The sequence below is a fragment of the Nocardioides sp. P5_C9_2 genome, assembly GCF_054049555.1.
Genome location: NZ_JBFUMD010000085.1, coordinates 1 through 13146 on the forward strand (window position 1 = coordinate 1; position 13146 = coordinate 13146).

General features: G+C 72.4%; 6 protein-coding genes and 1 pseudogene. 6 read left to right on the plus strand and 1 reads right to left on the minus strand.

Translation table 11 applies throughout. The features are described from left to right. The 5 genes and pseudogenes from ACXJKL_RS06455 to ACXJKL_RS06475 form a co-directional block, all read left to right on the plus strand. A pseudogene (locus ACXJKL_RS06455) lies at positions 1-763 on the plus strand (hypothetical protein); the annotation flags it as partial. Between the two features lie 15 nt (positions 764-778). Further along, positions 779-3505, plus strand: coding sequence for a multicopper oxidase domain-containing protein (locus ACXJKL_RS06460; RefSeq protein WP_457206234.1), 2727 nt, complete (start codon positions 779-781; stop codon positions 3503-3505). A gap of 56 nt (positions 3506-3561) precedes the next feature. Further along, a complete protein-coding gene (locus ACXJKL_RS06465) occupies positions 3562-4062 on the plus strand; it encodes a hypothetical protein (protein ID WP_457206235.1) in 501 nt (166 codons plus the stop codon). A gap of 3 nt (positions 4063-4065) precedes the next feature. Next, entirely contained in the window at positions 4066-5913 is a 1848-nt protein-coding gene (locus ACXJKL_RS06470) for a copper resistance CopC family protein (protein WP_457206236.1), read from the plus strand. Next, on the plus strand, positions 5910-8588 hold the full coding sequence (locus ACXJKL_RS06475; RefSeq protein ID WP_457206237.1) for a S8 family serine peptidase: 2679 nt from the start codon (positions 5910-5912) through the stop codon (positions 8586-8588). The genes ACXJKL_RS06470 and ACXJKL_RS06475 overlap by 4 nt, the downstream gene beginning before the upstream one ends. Positions 8589-8601: 13 nt before the next feature. Here ACXJKL_RS06475 and ACXJKL_RS06480 read toward each other — a convergent pair whose 3' ends face one another. Continuing rightward, positions 8602-11022, minus strand: a complete 2421-nt coding sequence (locus tag ACXJKL_RS06480; protein WP_457206238.1) for a phosphoketolase family protein — start codon at positions 11020-11022, stop codon at positions 8602-8604. Between the two features lie 112 nt (positions 11023-11134). On the opposite strand from ACXJKL_RS06480, the gene ACXJKL_RS06485 reads away from it, so the two are divergent. Then, a partial coding sequence (locus ACXJKL_RS06485) for a cation-translocating P-type ATPase (RefSeq protein ID WP_457206239.1) occupies positions 11135-13146 on the plus strand: 2012 nt, incomplete at its 3' end.

Sequence of the window (13146 nt, forward strand, 5' to 3'; positions counted from 1 at the left end):
CTTCGGCGCGCTCATCGTGCGCCCGCAGATGGGGGCCGACCACGCCTACGACCGCGACGACAGCAAGTTCACGGCGGCGGAGGAGTTCATGGTGATGCTCTCCGAGATCGACCCCTACCAGCACCAGAAGGTCGAGCAGGGCAAGGCGTTCAACATGAACAACTACCACCCGCGCTACTGGCTCATCAACGGTCGTGGCTTCCCCGACAGCATCGCCGACAACGGGGCCAGCTGGTTGCCCTCCCAGCCGTACGGCGCCCTCGCGCAGATCCACGAGTTCGACAACTCCAGCCATCCGCTCCCCGGCCTGGCGCGCTACCTCAACGTCGGGACCGAGGACTACCCGTTCCACCCGCACGGCAACAACGGCCTGGTGATCGGTCGCGACGGCAACCCCCTCGAGGGCGCCGCCGGGGAGGACCTGTCGATGGAGAAGTTCTCGATCAACATCGGTCCCGGCCAGACCTGGGACGTGCTCTTCAAGTGGTACGACGCCGAGGGCTACGACCCGGTGGGCAACCCGGTGCCGGTGACGGTGCCCAGTCTCGCCAACTCCGTGATCGGCACCTTCTACAGCGGCAGTCCCTACCTCGGGTCCAAGGAGACCCTGCCGACCGGTACGCCGACGCTCAACCAGTGCGGGGAGTTCTACGTCATCTCGCACAACCACGCGCTGTTCCAGATCACCTCCTGGGGAGCCAACATGACCGGGCCCATCACGTACATGCGGATCGATCCGCCCGAACCCAACAACTGCGGCTGAAGGGCGATGTCAGAGATGACGCACTCCACGAGGATCCGACGATCAGCTGCCGTGGTGCTGGGCGCCGTCGGCCTGGCGGTGGCGGGGACGCTGGCAGGGGTCGCCTCCCCGGCGTCCGCGGCCACGGTGTCGATCGACCTGTACGCCGTCAAGGGTTCGACGACCCTGCCCGGCGGTCAGGTGGTGCCCGTCTGGGGCTACTGCACGCGCCCGCCGGCGACACCCACCCCGGCACACTGCAACGCGGCCGGCACGAGCGTGACCGCCCCCGGCGGCCCGGTCATCGAGGTCGCCGAGGGTGACACGGTGGAGATCACGGTGCACAACGAGCTCGGCACCACCAGTGCGCTGCACGTCCAGGGCCAGCCGGTCCCCCCCGACCTCTCGGGTGTCCCCGGCGGCGGCCAGCGGCTGTACTCGTTCGTTGCGGGACGGCCGGGCACCTACCTCTACGAGGCGGGCCTGGCCGGCGGCACGCAGTACCAGACGGCCCTCGGCCTGCACGGCGCGCTCGTCGTGCACCCGACCACCGCCGGCCGCGCCTACGCCGACGCCTCGACGGCGTACGACGACGAGGCCGTGCTGGTGATGAGCGAGATCGACCCCGCCCTCAACACCAACGCCACCCCGGCAGGGTTCGACATGCGCGGCTTCAGCCCGCGCTACACCCTGATCAACGGCCGGGCGCACCCGGACACCACCCCGATCGCCACCACCGGCGGCCGCACGGTGCTGCTGCGCTACGTCAACGCCGGGATCCGCTACCACTCGATGGGAGTGCTGGGCGCCGGTCAGACCTTCATCGCGCTGGACGGCAACCCGCTCTCCGACGCGCGGCACTACACCGCCGACACGATCGGTCCGGGCCAGACCGCGGACGCCCTCGTGGTGGCCCCGGGCGCCGCTCAGGCCGCCCGCAGCCTCTCGGTGTACGACGCCAGCCTCCTGCTGCACAACAGCAACGTGGGGGGACCCGGCGGCATGTACACCTCGATCCGAGTGCCCGCCGACGGAACCACCGACGACACCACCGGCCCGGTCTCGACCAAGGTCGCCTTCGACGGCACGACCCTCACGGCGACCRCCGACGACGGCGAGCACGGCAACAGCGCCGTGACGGCAGCCGAGTACTTCGTCGACGTCGTCGGCGCCGAGGGGACCGGCACCCCCCTGACCGCGCCGTTCGGCTCGCCCTCGACCGACGTGACCGCGACCGGTGTGCCCGGCGTCGGCTCGGGCCAGCACGTCGTCTACGTCCGCTCCCGGGACTCCGTCGGCCACTGGGGCCCCCTGAGCTCGGTCCTGGTGACGGGCGCGGACACCGGCGGCCCCTCGATCGTGGGGCCCCTGGTGACCCCCCGGGTGACCAACGGCAGCACCGCGGTGGTCGTCTCGGCCACCGGGGACGACTCCGCCTCCGGCAACACCAACGTCACGGCCGGGGAGTACTTCATCGACGTGGAGCCGCAGCCGGCCGACCGGGGGACCGGCGCGGTCATGGCGGTCGAGCAGGCCGCTCCGGTGGCCAGCCTCACCGCGACCATCCCCACGACCGCCCTCACCGGCCGCGCCGAGGGCGTCCACGTCGTGTGGATCGAGGCGCGGGACGCGCAGGGCAACTGGGGTACCGCCGTCCCGGTGGAGCTGCGGATCGACAGGACCGGCCCGGCCACGTCCGGAGTCTCCGCGGCGCCGAACCCCACCAACGGCGTCGTGCCGCTCAGCGCCAGCGTCCCGGCGGTCCGGATCTCGGCGACCACCATGGTGGACGCCGGCAGCACGATCGACCGCGCGGAGGCCTTCATCGACACCGCGGGGTCACCCGGCTCCGGGATCCCGTTGATCGCCAGCGACGGTCTCTACAACGACCTCAACGAGGGTGGGTACGCGGACATCCCGCTCGCCACCGTCAAGACGTTGAGCAACGGCAACCACACCATCCACGTCCACGCCAGGGACGCGGCCGGCAACTGGGGAGCCACCGCGAGCACGATCCTGCTCGTGGACAGGACGGCGCCCGTCGCCAGCGGCCTCACCCTCACCCCCAACCCGACCCAGGGCAGGGCGCAGGTCACCCTGTCCGCGGCGGTGACCGACGCGTGGACCGCACCCGCGGCCGCGGAGTGGTTCATCGGCACCACCGACCCGGGCGCCGGGAAGGCGACGGCCGTCACCAACGTGACGAGCACCGGCGCCGGCCCGTACACGATGACCGGCACGCTCGACGTGAGCAACCTCTCGGAGAGCAGCGTCACCCTGCGGATCAGGGTGCGCGACCGCGCCGGCAACTGGAGTGCCCTGACCAACGTGCCATTGACGGTGCGCGGCCCGGTGTTCTTCTCCACCSTCGGCAACACCAACCCGMCCGSGGTGRCCGGGACGGCGGACGACGCGGACATCTACGGGTGGTCCGGGACGGCGCACAGCCGGGCCGTCGACCTGAGCACGATCGGGGTGCCGGCCGCCGCCAACGTCGACGGCTACGACCGGGTGGACGCGACGCACTTCTACCTGTCCTTCGCCGCCGACACCGTGCTCCCCGGAGTGGGGGCGGTCCAGGACGAGGACCACCAGTACCTCTCGTTCGCCCCCGACACCACGGCGGTCCCCGGACTGGGCACGGTGCAGGACGAGGACGTCGTGCACCGCGGCGGCACCGTCTGGGCGACCTACCTCGACGGCACCGCGCACGSWCTGGGGACCTCGGCCAACCTCGACGTCGACGCCTTCGACCTCCCGTGACCGACCGCACCGACCGCACCCACCGCATCGACCGACAGACTGAAGAGGAGCACACCGTGACGACCGACGTCCTGGCCCTGGCGCCACCCCGGGAACCCGCGGCACCCCGACGCCGCCGTCGTCGCTGGGTCGTCGTGGCGGTGGCGGTCGTCGCCGTCGTGCTGGGACTCTCGTGGTGGACCGCGCGTGCCGACGACGTACGGGACGGGACCGACCTGCTGACCACCCAGGAGCTGGCCGCCCGGCACGGCATCGAGGTCGACCTCGTGGCCGTGACCGCGGCCAACGGGCTGGTGGAGTTCCGCTACCAGGTCGTGGACCCCGACAAGGCCACCCGGATCCTGCACGACCCCGCGCTCGCACCGACCCTGGTGGACGAGGCCAGCGGCGCGACCCTCCGGATGTCGGCACCCCCGCACAAGCACGGCGGCGAGCTGCGACTGGGCGGGACCTACTTCTTCCTGATGGCGAACTCGCACGACACCCTGCACCGGGGGTCGCTGGTCACCCTGGTGATGGACGACTCCCGGGTCGAGCACCTCGAAGTCCAGGGCTAGGCCATGGGCGGGGGAGCGTTGCGGCGACTCGGGGCGGCTGCGGCCGTCGCGGCGGCGTTCGTCGTCCTGGCCCTCGCCCCCGCCTCGGCGCACTCCGAGACGGTGCGGTCGGACCCGCCGTCCGGGGGCATGGTCTCCGAGGGCACAACCTCGCTCACCCTGTGGTTCGACGAGCCGGTCGGCGACGCGGCGAGCACCTTCCAGCTCCGGACCTCGGCCGGGCTGGAGGTGCCCAGCACCGTGGCCTTCAGCGAGGGTGGCGAGGAGGTGCAGGTCACGACGGCGCCGCTGGAGCGGGGGCAGTACGTCCTGGACTGGCACGCCCTCTCCCTGTCCGACGGGCACGCGTCCTCGGGCGCCCTCGTCTTCGGGTCCGGGATGCGTCCCGATGTCGTCGCAGCCGCGGACCAGGAGGCGCCCGCGGTCGCGCTGGTGGTGCTCCGGTGGTTCGACCTCGGCGTGCTGCTGCTGGCCGTGGGTGCGCTGTCCGTCGGCGGCCGGGTGCTCGGTGCCGCGGGTCCGGGTGCGGACCGCCTGCGGGACAGCGTGCGCTGGGGCGGGCTGCTGGCCGCCTGGGYGGCCGTGTACGCCGGGCTCGTCACCCCGTTCCTGCGCACCGAGGACTCCACGGCCTCCCTGTCCTCCTGGATGGTCCAGACCTGGCTGACCCTGACGCGTACCGCGTGGGGGCAGTCCTGGCTCCTGCGCGAGGTGGCGCTGGTGGTCGCGGTGATCGCGATGGCCCGCTGGCGGCGGACCCACGGTGCCTCGGCGACGGACCCGCGCGTGGCGGTGGGGGCGCTGGCCGTGGCGGTGCTGCTGCAGTCCTGGGGAGGCCATGCGGCCGGGCTGCCGACCGGGTCCGGGCTGACCGCGGTGATGGGCGCCGGGCACGTGCTGGCCTCCGGCGTGTGGGTCGGCGGACTGGTCGTCCTGGTGCTCACGATCGTGCCGGCGCTGCGGCGTGCTCCCTCGTGGCGCGGGGCCCGCCTGGACGTGTGGCGGGCCTACAGCCCGCGCGCGGCCGTCGCCTCGGTCGTGCTGCTGGCCACCGGGCTCTACCAGGCGGGACAGCACGTGCCCCACCTCGCCAACGTGCGCAGCACGGTCTACGGAGGGGCCGTGGCGGTGAAGGTGCTCCTCGTGCTGCTGGCCCTCGCGCTCGCCGCCGTGAACACCTTCATCGTGCACCCCGGGGTCGCCGCGCGACTGGGGCGGTCCACCGGGCTGCGCCTCGACCGCTCAGGCCCCGACACCCTGGCCACGCCCCTGGCGGCAGAGGCCGCGGTGCTGCTGCTGGCCGTGCTCGCGGCGGCGGTCCTCACGTCGGTGCCGACCGCGCGCGAGATCACGGCCGCGACGACACCCGCCACGCCGGACGTCGCGACCGTGGACGGACTCTTCATGACCTTCGAGGCGGTCCCGGCAGGACCGGGGGAGACCCGGATGATCCTGCGGATGCGATCGGTCGTCCAGCCGGCGCCCGCCCCCGTGGACTGGGTGGAGGTGCGCCTTGCCGGACCGGAGGGAGCCGTCCAGCCCGTCCGGCTCAGGGTGGTCGAGGACGGCAGGTACGAGGCGTCGACGGCGCAGCTGACGCCGGGCGGCTGGCGGGCCACCGTCGGCGTGCGGCGCGCAGGACTGCCCGAGGCCCGGATGACCTCGGACTGGGTGGTCACCTCGCCCGCGGACGGCCTGGACACCCCGGTGCGCCGGATCTCCACGTACCTCAGCTGGACCTTGCTGGCCGGGTTGGCCGGCACGCTCCTGTGGCTCCGCCGCCGCCGCCGTCGGCGACCGGTGGCGGGTCGCGTGACGGCGGCACGACCGCTGGAAGAGAGCCTGCGGTGACCGTCGGGGGACGCCTGGTCGTGGGAGTGCTCACCGTCCTGCTGGCCCTGGGTGCCGCGCCCGTCGCCCCGCAGGGCCCGGCCGCGGCCGCGTCGGGCGGACCGACCGGCGACATGCGGACCGTGGTKGTCATGCTCGGCGAACAGGTCGACCCCGGCTCCGTCACCGGCGGGACCCGGGCGATCCGGTTGCGGCGGTTGGTGCGCGCCCTGCACGTCCTGGCCGACGGTGACCAGGTGTCGCTACGTCGACTCCTGCGCACCCGTGCCAGCGAGGGGCTGGTGAGCGACGTGACCCCCCTGTGGATCGTCAACGCGATCTCGCTCACCGCCACCGAGGGCGTCATCGCCGAGGTGGCGGCCCGGCCGGAGGTGGCCCGGGTCGTGAGCGACGACGTGCACCTCGTGGCGGCAGCGGCCCCTGCAGAGTCGAATGTCGCGACGGTGCAGGCGCCCGCCGTCTGGCAGTCGGGCGACACCGGCGAGGGGGTGGTGGTCGCGACGCTCGACAGCGGCGTCGACGGGACGCACCCGGACCTGGCCGACCGGTGGCGGGGAGGTGCCGACAGCTGGTACGACCCGTACGGCGAGCACCCCACCGTCCCGACCGACCTGTCGGGCCACGGGACCGCGACGCTCGGCGTGATCCTGGGGGGCGACAGCGGCGGCACCTCCATCGGGATCGCCCCGGGCGCCACGTGGATCGCGGCCCGGATCTTCAACGACCGCGGAGCGTCGACCACGACGGCCGTCCACCAGGCCTTCCAGTGGGTGCTGGACCCGGACCACGACGCCACCACCGCGGATGCGCCGCAGGTGGTCAACGGCTCCTGGTCGCTCGGTGCCGGTCCCGGTTGCGACCTCACCTTCCAACCGGACGTCCAGCTCCTCCGGGCCGCAGGGATCCTGCCGGTGTTCGCGGCGGGCAACTTCGGCCCGGGCACCGGGTCGAGCGTCAGCCCGGCCAACTACCCCGAGTCGCTGTCCGTCGGTGCGGTGGACGGCACCGGGCCCGTCTGGTCGGCCAGCAGCCGGGGTCCGTCCGCCTGCGGTGGGCGGACCCGGAGCTTCCCGGACCTGGTCGCGCCGGGGGTGGGGGTGGTGACCGACGACCGGTTCGGTCTGCAGCAGACGGTCTCGGGCACCTCGATCGCCGCTCCCCATGCCGCGGGGGCACTCGCCCTGCTCCTGGCCGGAGCACCGGGGCTGACCCCGGACCAGCAGTGGTCGGCCCTGACCGGGACCGCCGTCGACCTCGGGGTCCCGGGACCCGACGACGTCTACGGGCACGGTCGACTCGACGTCGCCGCGGCCCGCGCCTGGGCGCAGGACCCGCCCGACTCCACCGGCCCGAGCACCGGCGGTCTGCTCGTGTCGCCCCGGGTCAGTGCCGCGTCGTCGCCCGTGACGGTCGGCGCGGTTGCCGACGACGCCGCCACCGGCGGCTCGGACGTGGTGCGGGCGGAGTACTTCCTGGACGCGGCAGGGCCGGAGGGCGCCGGGACGCCCATCGACACGGTCCCCGCCGTCAGTGTGTCGCTCACGGCAGAGCTGCCGTCCTCGCTGCTGGCGACCCTGGCCGACGGGCCGCACACCGTGTGGGTGCGCGCGCAGGACGCGGCCGGCAACTGGGGCCCGGCCGTCAGCGCAGGCTTCGTGCTGGACCGCGTGGCCCCCGTGCTCTCCGCACCCACGGCCGGTCCGTCGCCCACCCAGGGCGCCACCTCCGTGAGCCTGGCCGCCCAGGTGGCCGAGTCCGGGTCCGGCCTGGCACGCGCGGAGTGGTTCGCCGGTGCCGATCCCGGCGTGGGGAACGGGTCACCGATGACGGTGACCGGGTCCGGTCCCTACACCGCCGCCGCGACCGTCGACGTCACCGGCTGGGCGCCCGGTCCGCGCACCCTGGTGGTGCGTGCCCGCGACGAGGCCGGCACCTGGAGCCAGGGTCGATCGGTGCAGGTCGACGTGACGACCGCCCCGGCCCAGCTGTTCTTCTCCACCCTGGGCAGCACGAAGGTGCCCGGCGTGCTCGGCACCCCCGACGACGCCGACGTCCACCGGTGGACGGGGTCCGCCTTCACCCGCGAGTGGGACGCCACCGTGGCCGGGCTGCCGGCCACCGCGAACGTGGACGGCTACGACCGGGTCGACGCCACCCACTTCTACCTCTCGTTCGCCGGGTCGACCACAGCGGTCCCGGGTCTCGGCACCGTCGACGACGAGGACGTCGTCCGCTACGACAACGGCACCTGGTCGCTGTGGTTCGACGGCACGTTCCACGGGCTGGGGGCCAGCAACCTGGACCTCGACGCGATCAGCATCCAGAACGGCATCCTCTACTTCTCCACGCTCGGCAGCACCACGGTGCCCGGGGTCGCCGGCACCGCGGACGACGCCGACATCTACAGCTGGAACGGGACCGGCTACGCCCGTGCCTGGGACGCCTCGCTCAACGGCCTGTCCGGCGCGGCCAACGTGGATGGCTACGTCCGGGTGAGCGCCACGCAGTTCTACCTGTCCTTCAGCCCGGCCGCCACCAGCGTGACCGGACTGGGCTCGGTCCAGGACGAGGACGTGGTCCTGCGCACCGGCGCCGCCTGGTCGACGTACTACGACGGGACGTCGAAGGGGCTGACCACCGAGGCGCTCGACGTCGACGCGTTCGACGTCTCGTGAGGGGCGCCAGGCGTCACCCCTCTTCGGCCCAGTCCCCGAGCACCCAGTCGCGGACGTCGGGCAGGTCCTGCAGGTGCTCGACGATGTAGGTCGCGTGCTCGGCCAGCCTGGCCTCGCACCAGGCCATGAGGTCGCTGGCTCCGGGTGGGGTGCGGCGGGCGTTGTTGAGCGCGTCCATCACCAGGTGGTAGCGCGAGGCGCGGTTGCGCACCACCATGTCGAACGGCGTGGTGGTGGTGCCCTCCTCGATGAACCCGCGCACGCGGAAGCGGTCCGCGTCCGGTCGGCCGTGGACGAGCTGATGGATGGCGCCCGGGTAGCCGTGGAACGCGAAGACCACGTCGACGTGGTCGGTGAACAGCTCGTCGAAGAGCGTCTCGTCCATGCCGTGCGGATGGTCCTTGGGGCGCGGCAGCGCCATCAGGTCGACCACGTTCACCACGCGTGTCCGGAAGAGCGGCAGGTGCTCGCGCAGGATCGCTGCGGCCGCCACCGTCTCCATCGTCACCACGTCGCCGGCGCAGGCCAGCACGATGTCGGGGTCGGAGCTGCCGTCGTCGTTGCCCGCCCAGTCCCACACGCCCGCGCCCCGGGCACAGTGCTCGACCGCCTCGTCGATCGTCAGCCACTGGAGCTGGGGCTGCTTGTCGATGACGACGAGGTTGACGTAGGACCGGGAGCGGAAGCAGTGGTCGGCCACCGAGAGCAGGCAGTTGGCGTCGGGCGGCAGGTAGACGCGGCCGATGTTGCCGCGGGTGGTGATCACGTTCTGGATCAGCCCCGGCCCCTGGTGGCTGAACCCGTTGTGGTCGTTGCGCCAGGCGGTCGAGGTGAGCAGCACGTTGAGGCTCGGCACCTTGGCCCGCCAGGGGAGCGCGTCGGCCTCCTGGAGCCACTTGCTGTGCTGGATCGTCTGGGAGGCGCTCACCATCGCGAAGGCCTCGTAGGTGGCGAACCAGCCGTGCCGGCCGGTGAGGGTGTAGCCCTCGAGCCAGCCGTGGCAGTTGTGCTCGGAGAGCACCTCCATGACCCGGCCGTCGCGGGACAGCGCCACGTCCTCCGGCGTGACCCGCTCGGCGAACGCCCGGTCGGAGACCTCGAAGACGGCCCCGAGGCGGTTGCTGTTGGTCTCGTCGGGGCAGAACAGCCGGAACCGGTCGGGGTTGGCCGCATAGATGTCGCGCATCATCGCGCCCAGGGCGCGGGTCGACTCGCTGCGCAGCGCGGCGGGGTGGGGCACGTCGACGGCGTAGTCCCGGAAGTCCGGCAGGTCCAGGTCGCGGGTGACCAGACCGCCGTTCGCGTGAGGCGTGGCGCTCATCCGCAGCGCGCCGTCCGGGTTGGCCCGGCGGACCAGCGCCGAGGGTGCCCCGTCCTCGTCGAAGAGGTCCTCGGGCCGGTAGGAGCGCAACCAGTCGTCGAGCACCTGCAGGTGCGCCGGGTCGCCCTTGACCCCGGACAGCGGCACCTGGTGCGACCGCCAGGTCCCGCGCACCTGGACACCGTCGACGACGTCCGGACCCGTCCAGCCCTTGGGGGTGCGCAGCACGATCATCGGCCACCGCGGACGGACACCGTCCCAGTCCCCGCCGCGTGCGGCGGACTGGATCGCTCGGATCCCGGACCAGGCCCGGGTGAGCGCCTCCGAGAACCGGAGGTGCATCCCGGGCACGTCCTCGCCCTCGACCTCGATGACCTCGTAGCCGTGGCCCTCGAGGAGCGAGCGCACCTCGGCGGGGTCCTTGCGGCCGAGCACGGTCGGGCCGGCGATCTTGGCGCCGTTCAGGTGCAGGATCGGGAGCACCGCTCCGTCGCGCGCCGGGTTGAGGAACGACACGCCCTTCCAGGAGCCCTCCAACGGGCCGGTCTCGGCCTCGCCGTCGCCGACGACCGCCAGGGCGATCAGGTCCGGGTTGTCCATCACCGCGCCGAAGGCGTGCACCAGGACGTAGCCCAGCTCGCCCCCCTCGTGGATCGAGCCGGGGGTCGTCACCGAGACGTGGCTCGGGATGCCTCCGGGAGCCGAGAACTGACGGAACAGGCGGGCCAACCCGTCGGCGTCCTGGCTGACGGTGGGGTAGACCTCGGAGTAGGTGCCCTCCAGGTATCCGGCGGCCACGAGCGCCGGACCACCGTGCCCGGGCCCGGCCAGGTACACCATCTCCTGCCCGGTCTCGCGGATCAGTCGCGACGCATGGGCGTAGATGAACGACAGACCCGGGCTGGTGCCCCAGTGACCGAGCAACCGGGGCTTGATGTGGTCGGAGTGCAGGGGCTCCCGCAGGAGCGGGTTGGCCATCAGGTAGATCTGGCCGACGGTGAGGTAGTTGTTCGCCCGCCACCACGCGTCGACCGCAGCCACGTCCTCGACGCTCGGGTGGGACAGCCGGTCCAGGAGCTCCGCTCCGGTCAGGTCAACGTCGCTGCGAGTCATGTGCGCGACGGTACGCAGAGGGCCCCGTCTCCCGTTTCACCCGCTGCGGATGAGCCAGGTCCGCGTGAGGTTGAGGAATCTGGGTGGGTCCAGCGAGCGCGAGGAGGCGCCGATGTCGCAGTTGGCAGCACGTCCGGCTTCCCCGGCAGGAATGGATGCCGCGGAGGTGGCCGCGGGTCTCGACGTGGACCCGGGGCAGGGGTTGAGCGTCGACGAGGCGCAGCGGCGGCTGGAGTCGCAGGGTGCGAACAAGTTGACCGGCGGGAAGAAGGAGTCGGGTTTCAAGGCCTTCCTCCGGCAGTACCAGGACTTCATGCAGATCGTGCTCCTGGTGGCCGCCGCGGTGAACCTCGTGGTGACCGGCGACGTCGGCACCTCGCTGGTGCTGGCCGGGCTGACCCTGTTCAACGCGGTGATCGGTCTGCGGCAGGAGGCCAAGGCCGAGGAGAGCGTCGCGGCGCTGTCGAAGATGATGAAGACGGTCGCGCGAGTGCGCCGCGGCGGCCAGGCGATCGAGATCGACGCGGAGCAGCTGGTGCCGGGCGACGTGGTGCTGGTCGAGGCCGGCAACCGGGTGCCGGCCGACGGGCGGATCACGCTGGCGGCCACCCTGGAGATCGAGGAGGCCGCCCTGACCGGCGAGAGCCTGCCGGTCGGCAAGTCCACCGACCCCGTGCCTGGGGAGGACGTGCCGCTGGGGGACCGGACGTGCATCGCCTACATGAACACCTCGGTCACCCGCGGGCGTGGCGAGATCCTGGTGACCGCCACCGGCATGAACACGGAGATCGGGCACATCGCGGACCTGCTCGCCAACACCGAGACCGACAAGACCCCGTTGCAGAAGCAGCTCGACGGACTCTCGAAGATCATCGCGCTCATCGCGGGCGTGGCCCTGGTGTTCGTGGTCGTGCTCGGACTCGTGAGGGGCGAGTCGTTCGACACGCTGTTCATCACCGGTGTCGCCCTGGCCGTCGCGGCGATCCCGACCGGCCTGCCGGCCGTGGTCACCGCCCTGCTGTCCATGGGGACGCGCGAGATAGCCCGGCGCAACGCGATCGTGAAGCGGCTGCCGGCCGTGGAGACGCTGGGGTCGACCTCGGCGATCTGCTCGGACAAGACCGGCACCCTGACCCTGAACAAGATGACCGCACGCGAGATGGCGATCCCCGGTCACAACAACTACACGGTCTCGGGCGAGGGCTACGGCACGGAAGGCGAGATCAAGCACGTCGGCGGCGCCCGGATCGATCTGGACCCCTACCTGCTGCCGATGGTCCTGTGCGCGGACGCCGTCCTGGACGGGGAGGGCCTGATCGGCGACCCCACCGAAGGCGCCCTCATCGTGCTCGGCGCGAAGGGCGGGCTCGACCTCGATGCCACGAAGCGGGACTTCCCGCGGGTGGACGAGGTGCCCTTCGACTCCGAGTACAAGTTCATGGCCACCTTCCACGAGATGACCGGTGCCGACGGTCGGCCGGTCGTGCGCTGCTACGTCAAGGGTGCCCCGGACGTGCTGATCTCGCGCGGCGGGAGCTACCGCTCCCCGGACGGCGCCCTCGTGCCCGTCACCGACGAGAACCGGCACCTGGCGATCGAGGCGAACGACCGGATGGCCAACTCCGGTGAGCGGGTCATGGTGGTGGCCCAGCGGGACTTCGACCACGCCACGTTCGACCAGGCCCGATCCGGAGGGGGCGGCGGCCTGATCGCCCTGGTCACCGACCTCACCCTGCTCGCGATGGTGGGCATCGTCGACCCGCCGCGCCCGGAGGCGAAGGCCGCGATCGCGGAGTGCCACTCCGCCGGGATCCGGGTGCGGATGATCACCGGTGACCACGCAGTCACGGCCGCCGCGATCGCCGGAGAGCTCGGCATCGAGGGCCGCGCGCTCACCGGGACCGAGTTCTCGTCGATGAGCGACGACGAGCTGCTCGGCCAGCTCGACGACATCGGCGTCGTCGCCCGGGTGGCGCCCGAGGACAAGATCCGGCTGGTACAGCTGCTCAAGCGGTCGGGCAACGTGGTCGCGATGACGGGCGACGGTGTCAACGATGCTCCCGCGCTCAAGGCCGCCGACATCGGGGTCGCCATGGGCATCACGGGCACGGAGGTCTCCAAGGA